The 21,633-nt window shown below is 62.6% G+C and carries 20 protein-coding genes; 7 read left to right on the top strand and 13 right to left on the bottom strand.

Annotated elements, in window-relative coordinates; all coding sequences use genetic code 11:
* The first annotated feature begins 71 nt into the window (after positions 1 to 71).
* Genes BBX50_RS04200 through BBX50_RS04185 form a run of 4 tightly spaced genes read left to right on the top strand, consistent with a single transcriptional unit; the run spans position 72 to position 3,614 of the window.
* Entirely contained in the window at positions 72 to 977 is a 906-nt protein-coding gene (locus BBX50_RS04200) for a metal ABC transporter substrate-binding protein (protein WP_065774061.1), read from the top strand.
* The gene (locus BBX50_RS04195; protein ID WP_065774060.1) at positions 974 to 1,909 is read left to right on the top strand and encodes a manganese/iron ABC transporter ATP-binding protein; all 936 of its coding nucleotides are present in this window, start codon (positions 974 to 976) and stop codon (positions 1,907 to 1,909) included. Before BBX50_RS04200 ends, BBX50_RS04195 begins: the two co-directional genes overlap by 4 nt.
* Positions 1,906 to 2,766, top strand: coding sequence for a metal ABC transporter permease (locus BBX50_RS04190; RefSeq protein WP_065774059.1), 861 nt, complete (start codon positions 1,906 to 1,908; stop codon positions 2,764 to 2,766). Before BBX50_RS04195 ends, BBX50_RS04190 begins: the two co-directional genes overlap by 4 nt.
* A complete protein-coding gene (locus BBX50_RS04185) occupies positions 2,763 to 3,614 on the top strand; it encodes a metal ABC transporter permease (RefSeq protein WP_065774058.1) in 852 nt (283 codons plus the stop codon). The genes BBX50_RS04190 and BBX50_RS04185 overlap by 4 nt, the downstream gene beginning before the upstream one ends.
* Positions 3,615 to 3,651: 37 nt before the next feature.
* Here BBX50_RS04185 and BBX50_RS04180 read toward each other — a convergent pair whose 3' ends face one another.
* Together BBX50_RS04180 and BBX50_RS04170 are read right to left on the bottom strand one after the other, a co-directional pair.
* The gene (locus tag BBX50_RS04180) at positions 3,652 to 4,401 is read right to left on the bottom strand and encodes a F0F1 ATP synthase subunit A (RefSeq protein ID WP_139108272.1); all 750 of its coding nucleotides are present in this window, start codon (positions 4,399 to 4,401) and stop codon (positions 3,652 to 3,654) included.
* Between the two features lie 337 nt (positions 4,402 to 4,738).
* Positions 4,739 to 5,644: an aminoglycoside phosphotransferase family protein gene (locus BBX50_RS04170; RefSeq protein ID WP_065774055.1), complete on the bottom strand. Its 906-nt coding sequence runs from the start codon at positions 5,642 to 5,644 to the stop codon at positions 4,739 to 4,741.
* A gap of 389 nt (positions 5,645 to 6,033) precedes the next feature.
* Here BBX50_RS04170 and BBX50_RS04165 point away from each other — a divergent pair, with 389 nt between their 5' ends.
* A complete protein-coding gene (locus BBX50_RS04165; RefSeq protein WP_065774054.1) occupies positions 6,034 to 6,966 on the top strand; it encodes a DUF6030 family protein in 933 nt (310 codons plus the stop codon).
* Between the two features lie 36 nt (positions 6,967 to 7,002).
* Here BBX50_RS04165 and BBX50_RS04160 read toward each other — a convergent pair whose 3' ends face one another.
* A complete protein-coding gene (locus tag BBX50_RS04160; RefSeq protein ID WP_065774053.1) occupies positions 7,003 to 7,434 on the bottom strand; it encodes an Lrp/AsnC family transcriptional regulator in 432 nt (143 codons plus the stop codon).
* 125 nt (positions 7,435 to 7,559) lie between these two features.
* Between BBX50_RS04160 and BBX50_RS04155 the strand changes: the two genes are divergently transcribed.
* The gene (locus BBX50_RS04155; protein ID WP_065774052.1) at positions 7,560 to 8,663 is read left to right on the top strand and encodes a saccharopine dehydrogenase family protein; all 1,104 of its coding nucleotides are present in this window, start codon (positions 7,560 to 7,562) and stop codon (positions 8,661 to 8,663) included.
* A gap of 169 nt (positions 8,664 to 8,832) precedes the next feature.
* On the opposite strand, the gene BBX50_RS04150 is transcribed toward BBX50_RS04155, so the two are convergent.
* The 8 genes from BBX50_RS04150 to BBX50_RS04115 form a co-directional block, all read right to left on the bottom strand.
* On the bottom strand, positions 8,833 to 10,260 hold the full coding sequence (locus tag BBX50_RS04150) for a mannose-1-phosphate guanylyltransferase/mannose-6-phosphate isomerase (RefSeq protein ID WP_065774051.1): 1,428 nt from the start codon (positions 10,258 to 10,260) through the stop codon (positions 8,833 to 8,835).
* 190 nt (positions 10,261 to 10,450) lie between these two features.
* The gene (locus BBX50_RS04145; RefSeq protein WP_057255102.1) at positions 10,451 to 10,852 is read right to left on the bottom strand and encodes a F0F1 ATP synthase subunit epsilon; all 402 of its coding nucleotides are present in this window, start codon (positions 10,850 to 10,852) and stop codon (positions 10,451 to 10,453) included.
* A 118-nt stretch (positions 10,853 to 10,970) separates the two neighbouring features.
* Positions 10,971 to 12,488, bottom strand: a complete 1,518-nt coding sequence (gene atpD, locus BBX50_RS04140; RefSeq protein ID WP_065774050.1) for a F0F1 ATP synthase subunit beta — start codon at positions 12,486 to 12,488, stop codon at positions 10,971 to 10,973.
* Between the two features lie 24 nt (positions 12,489 to 12,512).
* Positions 12,513 to 13,394, bottom strand: a complete 882-nt coding sequence (locus BBX50_RS04135; protein ID WP_065774049.1) for a F0F1 ATP synthase subunit gamma — start codon at positions 13,392 to 13,394, stop codon at positions 12,513 to 12,515.
* A gap of 27 nt (positions 13,395 to 13,421) precedes the next feature.
* The gene (atpA, locus tag BBX50_RS04130) at positions 13,422 to 14,951 is read right to left on the bottom strand and encodes a F0F1 ATP synthase subunit alpha (RefSeq protein ID WP_057255020.1); all 1,530 of its coding nucleotides are present in this window, start codon (positions 14,949 to 14,951) and stop codon (positions 13,422 to 13,424) included.
* A complete protein-coding gene (locus tag BBX50_RS04125) occupies positions 14,951 to 15,517 on the bottom strand; it encodes a F0F1 ATP synthase subunit delta (protein WP_065774048.1) in 567 nt (188 codons plus the stop codon). Before BBX50_RS04125 ends, atpA begins: the two co-directional genes overlap by 1 nt.
* 279 nt (positions 15,518 to 15,796) lie before the next feature.
* Positions 15,797 to 16,183, bottom strand: coding sequence for a DUF4345 domain-containing protein (locus BBX50_RS04120; RefSeq protein ID WP_065774047.1), 387 nt, complete (start codon positions 16,181 to 16,183; stop codon positions 15,797 to 15,799).
* A gap of 146 nt (positions 16,184 to 16,329) precedes the next feature.
* Positions 16,330 to 18,546: a primosomal protein N' gene (locus BBX50_RS04115; protein ID WP_065774046.1), complete on the bottom strand. Its 2,217-nt coding sequence runs from the start codon at positions 18,544 to 18,546 to the stop codon at positions 16,330 to 16,332.
* A 180-nt stretch (positions 18,547 to 18,726) separates the two neighbouring features.
* Here BBX50_RS04115 and fsa point away from each other — a divergent pair, with 180 nt between their 5' ends.
* Complete coding sequence (gene fsa / locus BBX50_RS04110) at positions 18,727 to 19,380, top strand: fructose-6-phosphate aldolase (RefSeq protein WP_065774045.1); 654 nt, start codon at positions 18,727 to 18,729, stop codon at positions 19,378 to 19,380.
* A 66-nt stretch (positions 19,381 to 19,446) separates the two neighbouring features.
* Here the strand turns inward: fsa and BBX50_RS04105 are convergent, their stop codons facing one another.
* Positions 19,447 to 20,580 carry an AAA family ATPase gene (locus BBX50_RS04105; RefSeq protein ID WP_065774044.1) on the bottom strand — a complete coding sequence of 378 codons (1,134 nt, stop codon included), beginning with the start codon at positions 20,578 to 20,580 and terminating at the stop codon, positions 19,447 to 19,449.
* Between the two features lie 72 nt (positions 20,581 to 20,652).
* Positions 20,653 to 21,576: a GNAT family N-acetyltransferase gene (locus BBX50_RS04100; RefSeq protein ID WP_065774043.1), complete on the bottom strand. Its 924-nt coding sequence runs from the start codon at positions 21,574 to 21,576 to the stop codon at positions 20,653 to 20,655.
* Positions 21,577 to 21,633: the final 57 nt, after the last annotated feature.

The following is a 21,633-nucleotide window of genomic DNA, read 5'->3' as shown; positions in this document are numbered from 1 at the left end:
GCTTCTCATTTGCATTGACTTATGCAAATCATTCCCCTACTCCTGTCGATGTCAACACTTGGGAGTAGCGAATGATCGATCAAACGAGGCGCGCGATCCTGGCAGCGGCAGTTGCCATGGCAGCCATCGCGCTCGTTCCAGGCGCCAGCGCGGCGCAGGAAAAGTTCAAGGCAGTGACGACCTTCACGGTCATTGCAGACATGGCGAAGAACGTCGCAGGCGATGCGGCCATCGTCGAATCGATCACCAAGCCGGGTGCCGAGATCCACAACTACCAGCCGACCCCGCGCGATATTCTGAAAGCGCATGATGCCAAGCTGATCCTCTGGAACGGCCTCAACCTGGAACTCTGGTTCGAGAAGTTCTTCCAGAATTTCGACGATGTCCCCGGCGCCGTCGTCTCGACGGGCGTCGAGCCGATGGGCATTGCCGAAGGCCCCTATACCGGCAAGCCCAATCCGCATGCCTGGATGTCGCCGTCGGCAGCCCTCGTCTATGTCGACAACATTCGCGATGCCTTCGTGAAGTACGACCCTGCCAATGCCGAGGTCTACAAGGCCAATGCCGAGACCTATAAGCAGAAGATCGAGGCGACCATCGCCCCCATCCGCGCCGAGATCGCCAAGATCCCCGAGGACAAGCGCTGGCTGGTGTCGAGCGAGGGCGCCTTCAGCTACCTGATCCGCGATTTCGGCATGAAGGAACTGTATCTCTGGCCGATCAACGCCGACCAGCAGGGCACGCCGCAGCAGGTTCGCAAGGTGATCGATGCCGTCCGGGCCAACAACATTCCCGTCGTCTTCTCCGAAAGCACGATTTCTCCGGATCCGGCCGAGCAGGTGGCGCGCGAGACCGGTGCAAAATACGGCGGCGTGCTTTACGTTGATTCCTTGAGCGAAGCGGACGGCCCGGTTCCCACCTATATCGATCTGCTGCGCGTCACATCGGAAACCATCGCCAAGGGTCTTTCGCAATGAACCTTCAGGTGAAGCCGCGCTCCGGTCCCGTTCCGGCATCCGGCGAGCAAGGCAACGGCATTCGCGTCTCAGGTGCGACAGTCACCTACCGCAACGGCCTGCGGGCGTTGCGCGACGCGACCTTCGAAATCCCGACGGGCACGATCACGGCGCTCGTCGGCGTCAACGGCAGCGGCAAGTCGACGCTCTTCAAGGCGATCATGGGTTTCGCCCGCCTCTCGCGCGGCGAGATCTCGATCCTCGGGCGCTCCGTGCCCGAAGCGCTCAAGATGAACCTCGTCGCCTATGTTCCTCAGGCCGAGGAGGTCGACTGGAACTTCCCGGTTCTGGTCGAGGACGTCGTCATGATGGGCCGCTACGGCCACATGAACATGCTGCGCATCCCGAAGAAGGTGGATCATGAGGCGGTCGAGGCAGCCCTCGCCAGGGTCGGCATGAGCGACTACCGCAAGCGCCAGATCGGTGAGCTCTCCGGCGGCCAGAAGAAGCGCGTCTTCCTGGCACGCGCGCTCGCCCAGGACGGCAAGGTCATCCTGCTCGACGAACCCTTCACCGGCGTCGACGTCAAGACCGAGGACGCGATCATCCGCCTCTTGATCGGACTTCGCGACGAGGGCCGGGTCATGCTGGTCTCGACCCACAATCTTGGCAGCGTACCGGAATTCTGCGACCGCACCGTACTTCTTAAGAACACCGTGCTTGCCTACGGCCTGACCGAAACCACCTTCACCCGGGAAAATCTCGAGCTCGCCTTCGGCGGCGTTCTCCGGCATTTCGTGCTCGGCGGCGACAGCCTGCACGACGACGCCGATCCGCGGCAACTGGCTGTCATTACCGACGACGAGCGCCCGCTGGTCATGTATGGCGACAAGGATCGCATGGTGGCGCAGCCGGCAAAACCCGAGACCAACGGGGAGCCGAACGGCAAATGATCGCCACGCTCCTGGAACCCTTCACCTATGGCTACATGCTGAATGCCATGTGGGTGAGCGCGCTGGTCGGCGCCGTCTGCGCCTTCCTGTCGTCCTATCTGATGCTGAAGGGCTGGTCGCTGATCGGTGACGCGCTCTCGCACGCGATTGTGCCGGGTGTCGCCGGCGCCTACATGCTCGGCCTGCCCTTTTCGCTCGGCGCCTTCTTCTCCGGCGGACTTGCCGCCGGCGCCATGCTGTTTCTCAACCAACGCACCCGGCTCAAGGAAGACACGATCATCGGCCTGATCTTCACTTCCTTCTTCGGGCTTGGCCTCTTCATGGTGTCGCTGTCGCCAACCTCGGTGAACATCCAGACGATCGTGCTCGGCAACATCCTGGCGATCACGCCTGCCGACACGCTGCAACTTGCCATCATCGGCGTCGTCTCGCTCATTATCCTCACGGCGAAGTGGAAGGACCTGATGGTGACCTTCTTCGACGAGAGCCATGCCCGCTCGATCGGCATTCCGACGACCTTCCTCAAGGTGCTGTTCTTCACGCTGCTTTCGGCCTGTACGGTCGCCGCACTGCAGACCGTCGGCGCCTTCCTCGTCATCGCCATGGTGGTAACGCCAGGCGCGACCGCCTATCTGCTGACGGATCGCTTTCCCAGGCTGATCCTGATCAGCATCGCCATCGGCGCGCTGACCAGTTTCCTCGGCGCCTACTTCAGCTACTTCCTCGACGGGGCCACCGGCGGCATCATCATCGTGCTGCAGACGCTGATCTTCCTTGCGGCCTTCGTCTTCGCCCCCAAACATGGGCTCCTCGCCGCGCGCAGGCGCAGCGCCGAGCCGGTGGAGGTTGCCCGATGATCTCGCTCGACATGCTGCTTGCCGTCTTCGAATTCGAGTTCATGCGCAATGCGCTTCTGATCTCGGTGCTGGTGGCGATCCCGACGGCGATGCTCTCCTGCTTCCTGGTGCTGAAGGGCTGGTCGCTGATGGGCGATGCCATTTCGCACGCCGTCTTCCCCGGCATCGTCATTTCCTACATCGTCGGCCTGCCGCTCGCCGTCGGCGCCTTTGCAGCCGGCATGTCCTGCGCGCTTCTGACCGGCTACCTCAAGGAGAACAGCCGCATCAAGCAGGATACGGTGATGGGCGTGGTGTTCTCGGGCATGTTCGGCTTCGGCCTGGTACTCTACACCAAGATCCAGAGCGACGTGCATCTCGACCATATCCTCTTCGGCGACATGCTTGGCATCGGTTGGCGCGATATCGTCGAGACCGGCGTGATCGCGCTCGTCGCCGCCGGCATCCTCGCCGTCAAATGGCGCGATTTCCTGCTGCACGCCTTCGATCCGGCCCAGGCGAAGGCCGTCGGCCTGCCGGTCAACTGGCTGCACTACGGCCTGCTTGCAATCCTGTCGCTGACGATCGTCGGCGCGCTGAAGGCGGTGGGGCTGATCCTTGCCATCGCCATGCTGATCGCGCCCGGCGCCATCGCCTTCCTGATCACCCGCACCATGGGCGCGATGCTCATCGTCGCCGTGCTCATCGCGATGACGGCGTCCTTCCTGGGCGTTTATCTGTCCTTCTTCATCGACAGCGCGCCGGCGCCGACCATCGTGCTGCTGATGACCGCGATGTTCCTGCTGGCCTTCGCCTGGTCCTCCTGGCGAACATATCGGATCGAAGCACGCCGGACGACGGCCGGATGACAAGGAGGCTCCCTTTTCCAGGGAGCCTCGTCACTTCTCAATGGTTCGGGTGAAGCGCATCGTTGAGATACATGCAGGTCAGCATGGTGAAGATATAGGCCTGGATGACCGACATCAGCAGTTCAAGGCCCGTCAGCGCGACGGTCATCATCAAGGGCAGGACTGCGCCCAGCATCCCCAGTGCGCCGAAACCGGTGAGGCTGACGACGAAGCCGGCGAAAACCTTGAGCGTGATGTGACCGGCGAGCATGACCGCGAACAGGCGGACCGAGTGGCTGACGGGACGCGAGAGGTAGGAGACCACCTCGATCGGAATGATGATCGGCGCCAGCACCAGCGGCACACCCGACGGCATGAACAGCCGGAGGAAGCCGAGACCGTGCCGGTAAAGGCCGTAGAGCGTCACCGTCAGGAACACGAGCAGCGCCAGCGCAAAGGTCACGGCGATATGGCTCGTCACCGTGAAGGCGTAGGGAAACATGCCGATCAGGTTGGCGGTGAGAATGAACATGAACAGCGAAAACACCAGCGGGAAGAAGCGCATGCCCTTTTCGCCGGCATTTTCGCGCAGTGTCTTTGCGGCAAACTCGTAGAGGATCTCGGCCGCCGATTGCGCCCGGTTCGGCACCAGCCCGCGCCGCCCGGTCGACAGGATCAGGAAGAGGCTGGCGATCGCCACCGTCAGGACCATGTAGGTGGCCGAGTTGGTAAAGCTGATCTGGTGGCCACCGATCTCCGCGATCGGAAACAGTGACTTGATCTCAAATTGTTCGATGGGTCCAGCCATCATCAACCTCGTTGCGTTGGCGATGACACCTCAGCGGCACACCGGCGGTGGCCGCCGGCGCGTCAATGTGTTGTTGGATAAGCGATTGTCGGCCGAAATCGTCGCGCATGGCGATCGCTCCGGACGGAAGCATTCAGCTGCTCGATGAAGGAAAGGGGCGCGCGGACGTGCCACGAGCGATGGGGCTGCATGATGCGATCGACTCCAATATCTCGGTCGAGATAGTGGGGCCGTCCCCAGGCGAAGCACCGACGCGGGTCGTCCCGCGTGCGCCTGACCTAGAGGCTATTTTCTCGCGGGTCAAGCCAGCCGACGCGCGCCCTACGCTTTCGCGGTGCTAGCCCAAGCAGCGATGGTCCTCGAGCACCTCGTCGATAACGGAGCGTTGCTTCGCCATTTCGCTCGCCGGCGCCCCGGTCATTCCGGCAAGGACGATCAGCGCCTTCCACAACGTCCAGCCACGACCGCGGGCCCAGGCGCCGCGATCGAGTGCCATGCCGTCACGAAATACGTCCCGGCTTTCGCCGTGAAAAAACGTCCAGGCTATGGCGAGATCGCAGGCCGGATCGCCGACACCCGAGGTGCCAAAATCGATGACGGCGCTTAAGCGACCGTTCTCGACGAGCAGGTTGCCCCAGGCGATGTCTCCATGAAACCAGACTGGGTTGCCCTCGAATGGGGCGGCAAGTGCCGCCTCCCAGACCTCGTGCGCCGCCTTGGTATCGATCTGCCCATCGAGCAGCGCGATCGCTTGGCGCGTCTCCTCGTCGTAGAAGGCCGGCGGGCCGCCGCGGTGAAAATTATGCGCGCCGGGCAATGGCCCGCCGGTCGCATCCGCCCGCATCAGGGCGTGGAGAAAACGCGTGAGGTCGCGTGCCACTTGCCGGAGATCGTCAACCCTTTCGGCCGCCAGCGTTTCGCCCGGCTGCCAGCGATAGACCGACCAGGGCCAGGGGAAGCCCTCCGCCGGCGCTCCCTTGGCCAAAGGCGCAGGTATGGGTAGCGGCAGATGCGGCGCCAGCCGCGGCAACCAGTGCTGCTCTTTCTCCACCTGCCCTACGTAGTGCTCGGCGCTCGGCAGACGGACGCTCATCGTGTCGCCCAGGCGAAACGTCCTGTTGTCCCAACCACCGGGCTCGATCGGCCGCACCTCGAGGTCCGACCAGTCGGGAAATTGCGCTGCGATCAGCCGCCGGACGAGCGGCACGTCGATCGAGGAGGCGGCAAATGTTGGGGCTGTCATGACGAACGTCGCGTCCCTTTCACAGTCTGCCGCTCAAAACTATGCAATCATCTCCGGATTTCAACTTTTTCGTTCGCCGCGCTCAGCGCTCAGCGACGCGTTGTACGGAAATGTCACAGTCCGCCGGCCTGGAGCATTCTGCCTCGAGCGGAATCACTTGAGGCAGAAAGATGCTCCAGGATCAAAGTGCTAAAGCGTCCTTTGTGCGCTCATATGAACGTACAATGGACGCTCTAGATCGGCGGTTGCATATTGCCGCCGCAGCGGATTTCGGGGATGAAGAAGGCTTGGATATGGTGACAACCTGAGATCATGGAAACCCGGCCGACCGACCGCCTTTTGCTGGAGGCCCCGCGTCCCGTCGCCCGCCATCCGGCGAGCGGGGTGGCATGAGCACGGCCCGTGGCAAGACACCTGCCGGGAAGCCCGCCCGCCGGACGGGGCTGCGCTTTTTCCTGATCGTGCTCCTGCTGATTGTCACGGCCATCCTCGCAACAGCCTTGCTCGCCAACGGGCAACGCAACCTCAAGAAAGTCCTGCTTGCGCTCGGTCTTCCGACAACCCTTCTCGAAGGCGAGAAACCGGCCGAACAGAAGACCGCCAGGCCGACGAAGCGCGGACCGCCGCTGATCGCCCTGCCCGCCTGGACCTTCCAGGATCTGCACACACCAGAGCAGCAGTTTCTCCGCGCCATCCGCAGCGATCCCAAGGCGCTCTGTGACGAACTGCGCGAAGCCGGCTTTCGCGAACTCGAATGGAAATCAAGCGCCGGCGAACGCGGGCAATGGGAATGCTCCTCGCTCATTTCCTTCCCGCGGCCGGGCGAGGACAGACCCTCGTCGATCTTTATCTTCGTCAAGGGCAGCGGCGAGGAGGAGATCACGTCCTTCCGCGTCAAGCTCAACATCGAACGCCAGGACGACAGCCAGGCAGTGACAACGGCCGCCGCCCGCGCCGCCGCCGTCTTTCTCGACCATGTACGCTGGGCTGATGCCGCCAGCGTCACCCTGCGGATCCAGGCGCTGAAGGAATTCGACCTCAAGCACTTCGGCAGCCGCATCCAGTTCAAGCGCGAGTCCGACGAAATGACGCCGCGTTACAATTTCCTCGCCAACCAGCCGCCACGGGCGCGGCCGAAGAGCATTGCCGAGCTTTACTTCGACCGGAGCAAGTGGCTCGCCTCTGGCGACGGCAGCGTTCGCACCTTCGTTCGAGGACCAACCGCCTGGAACGCGCCGGCAAAGGTGCCCGACAGCGCAGGTGCCGGCGCCTCTGGCAGCAACGAGAGCGAAGCCCCCTCGCCTTCAGGCGCAACGCCATAGCCCCGACCGCCCGGCATAAGGACCGGAAGCAACGGCCTATCGGTCGATCCGCGTCGAGAGGATGATTGAAGACAGCGTGCGGTCGACGCCATCGATTTCGCCGATGCGATCGATCAAGAGATCGAGCTCACTGATCGACGTCGCCGCCACGACGGCGATGAGGTCGAAGCTGCCGCTGACCGAATGCAGCGTCTGGATCTCCCTGATCGCACTGAGTTCCGGCGTCACGCGGGGGAGCGCCCTCGGCGCGATGGTGATCAGCACATGGGCCTTCACCAATCCCTTCTCATAGCTTTCCGACAAGCGCACGCCGTAGCCGGCAATGATGCCCTCGCGTTCGAGCCGCTCGATCCGCGCCTGCACCGTCGTGCGCGAAAGCCCGAGCCTCCGGGCGATCGTCGCCGTCGGCATGCGGGCGTTTTCGCTGAGGATGGCGAGAAGCTCTCGATCCTTGTCCGTGATCTGCATTTCGTCGGTCCAGTTGGGCAATCTGCCGAATTTAGATAGGCGATTTAGTCATATCGGCGCTTCAAATCAACAACCCCTCCCCCGACAATAGAGACAGAAACAGTTCTCATACCCCGGGGGAAAGAATGAAGAATATCGTCGTCATCGGAGCAGGCAAGATCGGCTCCACCATTGCCCGTATGCTTGCCCACACCGGCGACTACAGCGTCTGCGTCGCCGACCGCGCCGCCGAGCAGCTGGAGCAGGTGGAAAAGCATGCAGCGATCACGACGGCGACCGTCGACATCGGCGACAAGAAGGCGCTCGTCGCACTTCTCTCCGGCAAGTTCGCGGTTCTCAGCGCCGCCCCGTTCCACCTAACCGTCGCAATCGCTGAAGCTGCCGCCGAAGCCGGCATCCACTACCTGGATCTCACCGAAGACGTCGAATCCACCCGCCAGGTCAAGGCGATCGCCGCCAAGGCGAACACTGCCTTCATTCCGCAGTGCGGCCTCGCGCCGGGCTTCATCTCGATCGTCGCCAACGATCTCGCCAGCCGCTTCCAGACGCTCGAGAGCGTGCGCATGCGCGTTGGCGCCCTGCCGCAGTACCCGTCGAACGCGCTCAACTACAATCTCACCTGGAGCACCGACGGCGTTATCAACGAATACATCGAGCCCTGCGAGGCGATCGTTGAGAGCAACCTGATCGAAGTTCCGGCCATGGAAGAGCGCGAAGAATTCTCGCTCGACGGCGTCACCTACGAAGCCTTCAACACCTCTGGCGGCCTCGGCACACTCTGCGAGACGCTGAAGGGCAAGGTCCGCACCCTGAACTACAAGACGATCCGTTATCCCGGCCATGCCGCGATCATGAAGGCGCTCTTGAACGACCTCGGCCTGCGTCACCGCCGCGAAGTCCTGAAGGACATCTTCGAAAATTCGCTGCCGACCACGACCCAGGACGTCGTCGTGATCTTCGTCACCGTTTCGGGCTTCCGTGACGGCCGCCTGATCCAGGAAACCTACGCCAACAAGGTCTATAGCGGCGTCGTTGCCGGTCGCATGCAGAGCGGCATTCAGATCACGACCGCAGGCAGCATCTGCGCCGTGCTCGACCTGCTCGCCGAAGGCAAGATCGCCTCGAAGGGCTTCGTCCGCCAGGAAGACATCGCGCTCGACACGTTCCTCGCAAACCGCTTCGGCCACTACTACGCCCAGAAGGGCGAGACCGAGCGCGTTGCCGGCTGAGCCAACTCAGTCCGCATGCGCCGACTTCAATGCCCGGGTCTCGGCCCGGGCATTTTTCGTTTCAGCTGATCGGCATGTCGACGACAATGAAGCGGCATCTGTCCGCAACTACGGTCGATCGAATTTGGCCTTCCATCCGAGGTGGTAGCTCGATGCCGGACGGCAGGCTTCAATGCCGCCCGAACTCGTCCTCGATGCGGATGATATCGTCCTCTCCGAGATAGGAGCCCGTCTGCACCTCGATCAGCTCCAGCGGGATCTTGCCCGGATTGTACAGCCGATGCACCGTTCCCGGCGGAATATAGATCGACTCGTTTTCGTGCAGCAGACGTGTCTCCCCCGCCATCGTGATCTCGGCCGTGCCGCGCACAACGATCCAGTGTTCGGCGCGGTGATGGTGCTTCTGCAGCGAGATCTTCCGCCCGGGCGTCACATGCAGGCGTTTGACGGCGAAACGTTCACCCTCTGAAAGGGCGGCCACCGCACCCCAAGGGCGGTAGGAGGTCGGGTGCACTTCCGTCAGCGCCGCCGTCCGCGGAGAGCGCGCCAGCGCCTTGACGATGTTGCCCACGCTCTGGCTGTCGTCCAATCGGCCGACATAGACAGCGTCCTCGCCGGCGATGACGGCCACATCCTCGAGCCCTTGAACCGCCAGATGAATATCGCGCGATAGAACCAGCGAATTGCGCGTGTTCGACACCGTCGCCCGTTCAGTCACGACATTGCCGTCCCCGTCTTTTCGTCCGGTCTTCCACACCGCATCCCAGCTGCCGAGATCGGACCAGGGAAAGGCGGACGGCACCACCGCGGCATGTTCGGTTTTCTCAAACACCGCATAGTCGATCGAGATATCCGGCGCGGCGGCAAAGCTCTCGGCGTGCAGCCTGGTAAAATCGAGATCCTTGTGGGCGCCTTCGACGGCCCCCCTTGCCGCTTCCTCCACCTTCGGCGCAAAGCGGCGAACCTCGTCAAGAAAGAGCTTTACCGGCAGCATGAACATGCCGGAGTTCCAGAGATAGCGCCCGGTTGCAAGCATCGCCTCGGCTTTGGCTCGATCGGGCTTCTCCACGAAGCGCGCCACCCGGTTTGTGCCTTCGGTCAGTTCGTCTCCGGCCTCGATATAGCCGTAGCCGGTTGCCGGTTCCGTCGGCGTGATGCCGAACGTCACCAGCTCTCCATTCAGTGCGGCCTTCTGCGCCCGCCTGATGCAATCCATATAGACAGCGCCGGCATCGATCTCATGATCGGACGCAAGCACCTGCATGATCGCGTCCTGCCCGAAGCGGCCGAGAACCGAGAAGGCGGCCGCGGCAAGGGCCGGTGCGGTGTTGCGCGCCACCGGCTCCAGCAGGATGTCGCCCAGATCAACGTCGATCGCGCGCGCCTGCTCGGCAACGATGAAGCGAAAATCGCTGTTCGTGACCACGATCGCCGGCTCGTATCGCGCCGGATCCGACACCCGTTCAAGCGTCTGCTGAAACAGCGACCGGTCGGAGAGGATCTGCAAAAACTGCTTCGGCGCCGCGGAACGCGAGAGCGGCCACAGGCGGGTACCTTTTCCGCCGGCCATGATGACAGGAACAATCTTCGACGTCATGCCAGCGGTCTCTCTTCCTAGGCTGAGCGATCAGCGTTCAATACAGGATGTGTGATGAACAATAGCTAAAGCCGTCGATCGGAGCCATCTGCCAACCACCAGACGACGCCCAAAGCCGCCTGGCGGTCAATAAAAAACCCCGCTCGAAGGCGGGGTTTTCTCAAATCACTTACCCTTGCGGGTGTCCCTTTCAGGCCGGGATCACGATCTCGCCGAGCTTCGTCAGTTCAGCAACAAACTGCTCGAGACGAGTCTTCTTCTCATCGCCGGCGCCTTCCAGCTCGGCGCGAACCGCATCGATGCGGTTTTCGAGCACCGTGCGGTCGAGTTCGTCGACGTGAACAGCGGATTCGGCAAGCAGCGTGCAACCGGTCGGCAGGATATCGGCGAAACCGCCGAACACTGCGAAACGCTCGGTCTTGCCGTCGGCCGTCTTCACCGTGACCACGCCGGGCTTGACCGTCGTCATCGTCGGCGCGTGATTGGCCATCACGGTCATCTCGCCCTCGGTCGCCGGAATGACGACTTCCGTCACTTTTTCGGAGAGGAGCAGGCGCTCGGGGGAAACAAGCTCAAAGTTGAAATCGGCCATGACCATTCACTTTTCGTGGGCGCGCCACCTAACGGCGGCTGTGCATGTCTTCCCTGCCTTCTGAGAAGGCAGGATGAAAGCCTCGGCGCTTGGGTCGCGCCGAGGCTTAACAGTGCAATCAAGCGGCTTCGGCAGCCAGCTTCTTGGCCTTTTCGATCGCTTCTTCGATCGAGCCGACCATGTAGAAGGCGGCTTCAGGCAGGTGGTCGTACTCGCCGTTGACCAGGCCCTTGAAGCCCTTGATCGTGTCTTCGAGAGCAACCAGCTTGCCCGGCGAACCGGTGAAGACTTCGGCAACGAAGAACGGCTGCGACAGGAAGCGTTCGATCTTGCGAGCGCGGGCAACGGCCAGCTTGTCTTCTTCCGACAGTTCGTCCATGCCCAGGATGGCGATGATGTCCTGAAGAGCCTTGTAGCGCTGCAGGGTCGTCTGGACCTTCCGCGACACTTCGTAGTGCTCTTCGCCGACGATCATCGGGTCGAGCATGCGCGACGTGGAGTCGAGCGGGTCAACGGCCGGGTAGATGCCCTTTTCGGCGATCGAGCGCGACAGAACCGTCGTTGCGTCCAGGTGGGCGAACGAGGTTGCCGGCGCCGGGTCGGTCAAGTCGTCGGCGGGAACGTAGATGGCCTGAACCGAGGTGATCGAACCCTTGGTCGTGGTGGTGATGCGTTCCTGCATCTGACCCATGTCGGTCGCCAGCGTCGGCTGGTAACCCACGGCCGACGGAATACGGCCGAGCAGAGCCGACACTTCGGAACCTGCCTGGGTGAAGCGGAAGATGTTGTCGACGAAGAACAGAACGTCCTGGCCCTTGTCGCGGAAGTCTTCAGCGATCGTCAGACCGGTGAGAGCGACGCGAGCGCGGGCGCCCGGCGGTTCGTTCATCTGGCCGTAAACGAGCGCAGCCTTGGAGCCTTCGCCGCCGCCGTGCTTGTTAACGCCGGACTCGATCATCTCGTGGTAGAGGTCGTTGCCTTCGCGGGTACGTTCACCCACGCCTGCAAACACCGAGTAACCACCGTGCGCCTTGGCGACGTTGTTGATCAGTTCCATGATGAGAACGGTCTTGCCAACGCCTGCACCGCCGAAGAGGCCGATCTTGCCGCCCTTTGCGTAAGGAGCGAGAAGGTCAACGACCTTGATGCCGGTGACGAGGATCTGCGCTTCGGTCGACTGCTCGACATAGGACGGCGCTTCCTGGTGGATGGCGCGCTTGCCGGAGGTGACGAGCGGACCCGCTTCGTCAACCGGCTCGCCGATGACGTTCATGATACGTCCGAGCGTTTCGTCGCCAACCGGAACCGTGATCGGTGCGCCGGTGTCGGTGACCGGCTGACCGCGGACGAGACCTTCGGTCGAGTCCATCGCGATCGTGCGAACGGAGTTTTCGCCGAGATGCTGGGCGACTTCGAGAACGAGGCGGTTACCGTGGTTGTCGGTTTCCAGCGCGTTCAGGATCTGCGGAAGCTGGCCTTCTTCGAACGCGACGTCGACGACGGCGCCGATGACCTGCGTTACGCGACCGACAGCGCCGGTTGCGGCAACTGCTGCGGTCTTGGCGGAAGCTGCCTTCCTCGGTGCAGCGGGCTTCTTCTCCGCTACGGTTTCTTTCGGGGTAGCTGCCTTAGCCATAATCCTTACCCTCTTCTCGTAACCTTAGAGCGCTTCCGCGCCCGAGATGATTTCAATGAGTTCCTTGGTGATCTGAGCCTGGCGCTGACGGTTGTAGTTCAGCGTCAGCTTGTTGATCATCTCACCAGCATTGCGCGTCGCATTGTCCATCGCGCTCATCTTGGCGCCCATTTCGCCCGCAACGTTCTCGAGCAGGGCTCGGAAGATCTGCACGGAAATGTTGCGCGGAATGAGATCGCTCAGGATCGCGCCCGCGTCCGGCTCATATTCGTAGACGGCCGAAGCATCAGATGCTTGCGCTGCGACCGGGCCGGCCGAGGCGGGGATCAGCTGCTGTGCCGTCGGAATCTGGGCGATAACGGACTTGAACTCAGAATAGAACAACGTGCAGACATCGAACTCGCCCTTTTCAAAGAGCGCGATGACTTTGTGGCCAATATCGTCGGCGTTTTGGAAGCCGATCTTCTTGACCTCACGCAGGTCGACACGATCGATAATCAGCGACGCGAATTCGCGACGCAGGATATCGAAGCCCTTCTTGCCGACGCAGATGATCTTCACGGTCTTGCCGGCGGCAAGCAGCTTGCGAACGTGGTCGCGAGCGTGGCGTGCGATCTGCGAGTTGAAGCCGCCGCAAAGACCGCGTTCGGCCGTGCAGACGACCAGAAGATGCGTGTCGTCCTTGCCGGTACCGGTCATCAGCTGCGGCGCACCGTCATCCCCGCCAACCGCCTGGGCGATGTTGGCGAGAACGGCAGCCATGCGCTGCGAGTAAGGCCGGGCGGCCTCGGCCGCCTCCTGGGCACGCCGAAGCTTCGCCGCGGCGACCATTTTCATCGCCTTGGTGATCTTCTGCGTCGCCTTGACGGAGGCGATCCGGTTCTTCAGATCCTTAAGTGAAGGCATCCGTTATCCGTCCTAAATGAAATCCGCTCAGGCGAAAGACTTGGCGAAGCTGTCGATTGCAGCCTTCAGCTTGCCCTTGACGTCGTCGGAGATCGCCTTGTCCTTGCGGATGGTTTCCAGGATGTCCTTGCCTTCCGAACGCATGTACGAAAGCAGGCCCTGCTCGAACTTGCCAACCTGGTTGACCGGCAGCTTGTCGAGGTAACCGTTGACGCCTGCGAAGATGACTGCGACCTGCTCTTCCGTCTTCAGCGGCGAGAACTGCGGCTGCTTCAGGAGTTCGGTCAGACGGGCACCGCGGTTCAAGAGGCGCTGGGTAGCGGCATCGAGGTCCGAGCCGAACTGCGCGAAGGCGGCCATTTCGCGATACTGGGCGAGCTCGCCCTTGATCGAGCCGGCAACCTGCTTCATCGCCTTGATCTGCGCGGCGGAACCGACGCGCGAAACCGACAGACCGACGTTAACGGCCGGACGGATGCCCTGGTAGAACAGGTCGGTTTCAAGGAAGATCTGGCCGTCGGTGATCGAGATCACGTTGGTCGGAATGAACGCGGAAACGTCGTTGCCCTGCGTTTCGATGACCGGCAGAGCCGTCAGCGAACCGGCGCCGTTGTCGTCCGAGAGCTTTGCAGCACGCTCGAGCAGGCGGGAGTGCAGATAGAAGACGTCGCCCGGGTAAGCTTCGCGGCCCGGCGGGCGGCGCAGCAGCAGCGACATCTGACGGTAGGAAACGGCCTGCTTGGAAAGGTCGTCGTAACCGATCAGGGCATGCTTGCCGTTGTCACGGAAGTATTCGCCCATCGCGCAACCGGCGAACGGTGCGAGGTACTGCATCGGAGCCGGGTCGGAAGCGGTCGCAGCAACGATGATCGAGTACTGAAGAGCGCCACGCTCTTCGAGAACCTTCACGAACTGGGCAACCGTCGAACGCTTCTGGCCGATTGCGACGTAGACGCAATACAGCTTGTCGCCTTCCGGACCATTGTCGTGAATGGCCTTCTGGTTGAGGATCGTGTCGAGAATGATCGCGGTCTTGCCGGTCTGGCGGTCGCCGATGACGAGCTCGCGCTGGCCGCGGCCGACCGGGATGAGGGCGTCGATGGCCTTGAGGCCGGTCGACATCGGCTCATGCACCGACTTGCGCGGAATGATGCCCGGAGCCTTGACGTCAACGCGCGAGCGCTGCTTGGCGTTGATCGGGCCCTTGCCGTCGATCGGGTTGCCGAGCGCGTCGACGACGCGGCCGAGCAGTTCCGGACCAACCGGAACGTCCACGATGGCGCCAGTCCGCTTGACGGTGTCGCCTTCCTTGATGTCACGGTCCGAACCGAAAATAACGACACCGACGTTGTCGGCTTCGAGGTTCAGCGCCATGCCGCGAATTCCACCCGGGAATTCGACCATTTCGCCTGCCTGGACATTGTCGAGGCCGTAGACGCGGGCAATACCGTCACCGACGGAAAGCACCTGACCGACTTCGGAGACTTCTGCTTCCTGGCCGAAATTTTTGATCTGATCTTTGAGAATTGCGGAAATTTCCGCGGCGCGGATATCCATCAGCCGACCTCTTTCAGTGCAAGCTTAAGGGTAGAGAGTTTGGTGCGAAGGGAAGTGTCAATCTGGCGGGAGCCGACCTTGACGATCAGGCCACCAAGAATAGACGGGTCGACGGTGACGTTGACCGCCACGTCTTTGCCGGTGACGCCTTTCAGCGTCGCCTTCAATTCGTTTTGCTGCGCTGCGGAGAGCGCATGGGCCGACGTGACGTCGGCGGAGATTTCACCACGGTGGCGCGCGGCGATCAGGCGGAACGCCTTGATCATGCCCGGCAGCGCGAAGAGGCGACGATTGCGCGCAACGACCTTGAGGAAGTTGCCGACGAGCCCGGAGATGCCAGCCTTTTCGGAAACCGCCGAAATGGCCTTGAACTGGTCGTCTGCAGAAAAGACCGGGCTTGCGATCAGCCGCTTCAGGTCGTCGCTGCCGTCGATCAGGGCCTGGACGCGGTTAAGATCCGCACCGACTGCCTCGACCGAACCGGCGCTCAGCGCGAGTTCAAAAAGCGAGGACGCATATCTTTCTGCAACACCGGAAATAAGCTGGGATGTGTCTGCCACGGGCACAAGCTTCTCTCAATTTCATCCAAGAACAGTGCTGGCGGTGAGCCGTCAACTTAAATTCTTGAATTTGCTGCAATAATTTGCAGGATATCGAGGCCTGGCGACCCACTTCCCCCGCAATTCGCGGTTCGTCTAGCATAGGATGTTTGGACTCGCAACACGCGAACGGCAGGAATGCGGCATAAGTCGGCCACCTTTGGCCGAATTTTGCCGTAAATTCGTTTCCTGCGCTGTGAATCGCGGAAAAGCCCGCGGACGCAATCAGATCATGTCGACGACAGATCAGATCATGCCGAAGACATAGGCGAGCGGCAGGATGGCAAGTGCCGCCTGAACGATGAGCGCCAGCCAGTTGTAGAGCGTGGTGCCGTTGTCACTCATCATCGAGAGGATTCGGCCGAAAGCGGCGAGCGCGAAGGCCGCACCGACAGCAAGATAGACCATCGGCTGCGCCAGCAGGATGGCGGCAAGACCGAGCCCGACATGCATGCCGCCCATGGTAGAGCGTGCCTCGGCATAGCCACCACGCCGTCCCTCCGCAATGCCGATGCCAGCCGCGCGAAAGGTAAGCCGGGGCGCAAACAGCATGACGACGCCGATCAGCACCGCCACAGCGGCTGCGCAGAAGGCGAGGAACTCGCCGGTTTCCGTCGGAATGTAGAACTCCATGCCTGTTCCCGCAGATGTGCCTGTTGTTCTGCTGTTTCGTCTTCGGCCGGCTGGCCAAAGCGAAGCGTCCCTGACCTCTAGCGCATGTCGCCCCGGTTGTGAATCGCCTGCCGCCTCTTCAGCCCGACGATCACAGGAAACTTGAACTACAGGAAGCTTTGGGGATCGATGTCGAGCTGGACGCTGATAGAGCCACGCTCCTTGGGGCCCGCGGCGATCATCGCCTTGACGAAAGCCTGCATGTCGCTGTTGCGGCGGCCATGCACCAGCAGGCGGAAGCGATGCCGCCCGCGGATCAGCGCCAGCGGCGCCTCGGCGGGGCCCAGGATCATGATGCCGTCGGTCCTTGGTGCGGCCATTCGCAGCCCCCGCGCATGCCCCTCCGCATCCTGGCGCGAATCGGCCGAGACAATCAGAGAGGCAAGCCGGCCGAAGGGCGGAAGCAACGCTTTCTCGCGCTCGGCAATCTCACGCTCATAGAAGGCATCGGCGTCGCCGGAAACGATCGCCTGCATGACCGGATGCTGCGGCTGATAGGTCTGCAACAGGCCGAGACTTTTCAAGCCCGTTCGCCCGGCGCGGCCGGTCACCTGCGAGAGCAGCTGGAAGGTTCGTTCCGCCGCCCGCGGATCGCCATTCGCCAGGCCGATGTCCGCATCGACGATGCCGACCAGCGTCATCAGCGGAAAATTGTGCCCCTTGGCGACGAGCTGCGTGCCGATGACGATATCCGCTTCGCCGCGCGCAATCGCGTCGAGCTCCAGTCGCAAGCGCTTGACGCCCATGAGATCGGACGAAAGCACGATCGTGCGCGCGTCTGGAAAATGTTGCTCCACTTCCTCGGCGATGCGCTCGACCCCGGGCCCGCAGGCGACGAGATGATCCAGCGTACCGCATTCGGGACAGGCCTCCGGCGTCTTTTGCGCGTGGCCGCAATGGTGGCACTGGATCTGGCCGCGGAAGCGATGCTCGACGAGCCAGCTCGAACAATCCGGGCACTGGAAACGATGGCCGCAGACGCGGCAGAGCGTCAGCGGCGCGTAGCCGCGGCGATTGAGAAAGAGCAATGCCTGCTCGCCGCGCTCGACGGCCTTGCCGACCTGGTTCAAGAGCACCGGCGACAGGAAACCGCCGCGCGCCGGCGGATGCTGACGCATGTCGACAACGCCGAGCCGCGGCAGCGCCGCGTCGCCGAAGCGCGTCGGCAGGTGGATCGGCTTGTAGCGGCCGACCTCGCCATTGACCCGGCTTTCAACCGACGGCGTCGCCGAGACGAGCACGACCGGAAAACCGGTGATCCGGCCGCGCACGACCGCCATGTCGCGGGCGTTGTAAAAGACGCGATCCTCCTGCTTGTAGGCAGGATCATGCTCTTCGTCGACGATGATGAGACCCAGCTCCTCGAACGGCAGGAAAAGCGCCGAGCGGGCGCCGGCGACGACGCGCACCGTACCCGTCGTCACCTGACGCCAGACCTTTTCGCGGGTGCGCGGCGCAAGATCAGAGTGCCACTCGGCGGGCTTGGCGCCGAAGCGATCCTGAAACCGTTCGAGAAAGCTCGAGGTCAGCGCGATCTCCGGAAGCAGGATCAGCACCTGCTTGCCGGCCCGAAGCGTCGCGGCGATCGCCTCGAAATAGACCTCGGTCTTGCCTGAGCCGGTGATGCCGTCGATCAGCGACACCGAAAAGCCGCCCTCTTCCACGGCCGCGAGAAGATCGGCGGCGGCATCCTTCTGCGCACCCTCAAGCCGGGGCGCGACGAAATCGGGGTCGGGCAGGGCGACAACCGGCGGCGGCGCCATGAACACCGTTTCGAAGACGCCTTGCTGCGCCAGCCCGTCGATCACGCTCGACGACGTTCCGGCCGCATGCGCCAGCCCCGAACGCGTCCAGGAGAAACCGTCGCACGCCGTTGCGATCACCCGCTGGCGCGCCGCGGTCATGCGTTCCGGTCGCATCTCGGTGAGGCGCAGTGCCTCCACCATCGGCTCCGGATCGAAGGCGGCCGGCGCACGCAGCGCCATGCGCGCAACCAGCCCCGGTGGCGTGACGGTATAGGCGGCGACCCAGTCGAGAAAAGTGCGCATGTCACGCGTCAGCGGCGGGCAGTCGAAAACCTTCTCGATGACCTTGAGTTTCTTCGGATCGACGCTTCCGTCATCGTCCCCATCCCAGACCACGCCGACGACGAGACGAGGGCCGAGCGGCACCTGCACGATCGAGCCCGGCTCGACCGCCATGCCATCGGGAACCGCATAGGAATAGGCCCTCGGCGCCGGCATGGGCACCAGGACCGGCACGACGCGACGGGCCGAAACGGGCCCGAGCAAATCGCCGAATAAATCGGTTGAATCGCGAGTCATTTTGCCGTGACCTTGCCACGTGTTTCGGTTAAAGAAAACTGCGCTGCGAACCGCAGCCTTGCCGGCAGCAGGGTTTGTCACGGTTCCACCAGAGTTTCAACGCGCGCGATTTCTGCCAACGGAATTCCTCCCCGGTAGATATGCGCCCGAACGGCAATCGTGCCCCAAGGGAGTGACTCCATGAAATTTTTCGTTGATACCGCCGACGTCAAGGAAATCCGCGAGCTGAACGATCTCGGCCTTCTCGATGGCGTCACCACCAACCCGTCGCTGATCCTGAAGTCCGGCCGCGACATCGCGGAAGTCACCAAGGAAATCTGCGGCATCGTCGAAGGCCCGGTTTCAGCTGAAGTCACCGCCACCGAATACGCCGAGATGATGAAGGAAGCGGCCGTCCTTTCGAAGATCGCCGACAACATCTGCATCAAGCTGCCGCTGACGCTCGACGGCCTCAAGGCCTGCAAGGCGCTGACCTCGGACGGCCACCAGACCAACGTGACGCTGTGCTTCTCGGCCAATCAGGCGCTGCTCGCCGCCAAGGCCGGCGCGACCTTCGTCTCGCCCTTCGTCGGCCGCCTCGACGACATCGCCTTCGATGGCATGGACCTGATCCGCGAGATCCGCCACATCTTCGACAACTACGGCTATGAGACCGAAATCCTCGCGGCCTCGATCCGCACCGTGAACCACGTCAAGGAAGCCGCCCTCATCGGCGCCGACGTCGTCACCGCGCCGCCGGCAACGCTGAAGGCTCTCGTCAAGCACCCGCTGACCGACAAGGGCCTCGAGCAGTTCCTGGCCGACTGGGCCAAGACCGGCCAGAAGATCGCCTGATTGTTTCAGGCCTGATGTTTCAGGAATGAACAGAAGACCCCGCAGCGATGCGGGGTTTTTTATTGCTTACTCGTCGTCGTCCATCAGCCCTGTCAGCCGCATGCCGTCGATCCAGGTGGCACTCTCCTTGCGGATCACCCGGCGCGGACGAATGCCGCAGCGCTGACGCACCTCGTCAGCCAACCGCTCCGAATGGGTGACGATCCAGATCTGGCTTTCACGCGAGGCACTGGCGATCATGTCGGCGAGCGCCGGCAGCATGTCCGGATGCAGGCTCGTCTCCGGTTCGTTAAGGGCAATGAAGCGGGGGCGGCGATAGGAAAGCAGCGCTGCAGCCAGCGCCAGAAAGCGCATCTGCCCGTCGGAAAGCTCGCGCGGCGAAAACGGCCGGTTGGGAAAATCCGGGAAGACCAGCGAGAATTCGGCAAATTGGCCGGGCTCGGGAACATCGAGATAGGCGCCGCCGAAGGCATCGGCGACGGCACGGTCGAGATCGACCGTATCCTCACGCGTGTGCCGCAGCGTCGCGAAGACCGCCGCCATGTTGACGCCCGTTTCGTCGAGCATCGGCGCCGTGACGGCGAGACAGGGCAGACGCAGGGGCGAATCGCGGTCGCTGCGAAAGCCATGGAAAAACCGCCACTGGTCGACTGCGCGGCGGAAGGTTCCAACCTCCGGATAGTGCCCGGCGTCACCCAGAAGCGAGATCGCCGTTTCCGAGGTCAGTGCCTGCTCGGGATAATCCTCCATCCGCCCGCGCTCGCCGCGCACGAAAATACCGGGTCCGGAGCGCTTCATCATCGTCACCGGCCGACGGCCGGTCTCGACGGTCAGTTCCTCTTCCTTCACCTGCGGCTCATAGGCAAAACCGGCGGCGGCCACGGGCGGGCGCAGCCCGGCTTCAATCCGGTAGCGGAAGGTGATCGCCCGCTCCTCGTCGAGCAACTCTGTCTCGAGCCGGATGCGCGCCGGCTTGTCGGCGCGACGACGACCGCTCCAGAGCGCCGACGACATGCCGCCCTCCTCGGCGATCTCGCGCGCCAGTGTGCCGCGTGACGCCGATTGCACGAGTTGCAGGGCGCGGTAGAGATTGGATTTGCCGACGCCGTTCTCGCCGATGAACAGGTTGACCCCGGTCAGGTCCATGCGGATCGACTTCAGCGAACGGTAATTTTCGGCGAACATGGATTGAAGCAGCATGGCTCATGACCTAGCCGATCCACCGCCCGACGGGAAGTCCGCCGGCCACTGCGCCATATCGCAACAAGCGGTTCAGAGCCCGCTCGCCGATTGCAGCCTGGGCTGGAACGCGGCGTCAGCATCCGAAGCGAGGTCGAAAACCGTGTGGCGTTCAAGCGCCTTCGTCACCTCGACGCTCTCGCCGTCCAGTGCTTCCGGCGGGATGAGGTTGCCGATACGGAAATCGAAGAGATCGCCCTTCTTGTTGAGAAGTTCGTGGAACACGGTCATGTCGCGCAGTTCCGTCGACCACTTGGCGAACCAGTAGAACAGACCGGAATTGCGCGCGCTCATATGCACCGGCAGGATCGGCAAGCCGTACTTGCGCGCAAAGCCCACGGCCGACGTCTTCCACGGCCGCTCGTTAAGGCGACCGTCCGCCCAGTAGGCGATCCGCCCGGAGGGAAAAAGCACCGTCGCCTTGCCTTCGCCGATCGCCCGGTTGGTGACCTGCAGGGTCTCGCGGGCCTTCAGCTTGCTCTTGTACTCCTCGCGCCATTCGACCGGGATGACCATTTCGACAAAACGCGGATTGACGCGGATGGCGTCACGGTTGGCGAAGAACATCATGTCCGGCCGCCGGCTTTTGAGCAGATCGAAGACGGCGATGCCGTCGGCAATACCGGTCGGATGGTTGCTGACAAGCAGGAAGCCGCCCTCGGTGGGAATGCGCTCGGCCCGGTCGACGCGCACATCCAGCGACAGAAGTGAGCTCAGATGTTCGAAGGCCTGAAAGCCCGGCATGTTCGCCACCGCATCGGCGAACTCGAGCGCCTTGCGATAGTTCAGCAACGTGTAGAGAAAGGGCCGCATCAGCGGCCACATCGGGCTCCTGGCGATCCGCTGCCCGCGCTCGGCGATCAGCGTGTCGACGATGTGGCCAGGCTGCCCCTGGGAGACCAGGGCGATTACTTCAGCAAAATGCGCGAATCCGTTCACCGAATCCCGTCCCGCCATAGTCCGATCCGTTTGTTTGCGGCTGACCATCGCAATTCTATATGATCGAAGGATGAC

The organism is Ensifer sp. LC11, from assembly GCF_001695835.1.
Lineage (GTDB): Bacteria > Pseudomonadota > Alphaproteobacteria > Rhizobiales > Rhizobiaceae > Ensifer.
This window is presented reverse-complemented; position numbering and strand designations above follow the sequence as displayed.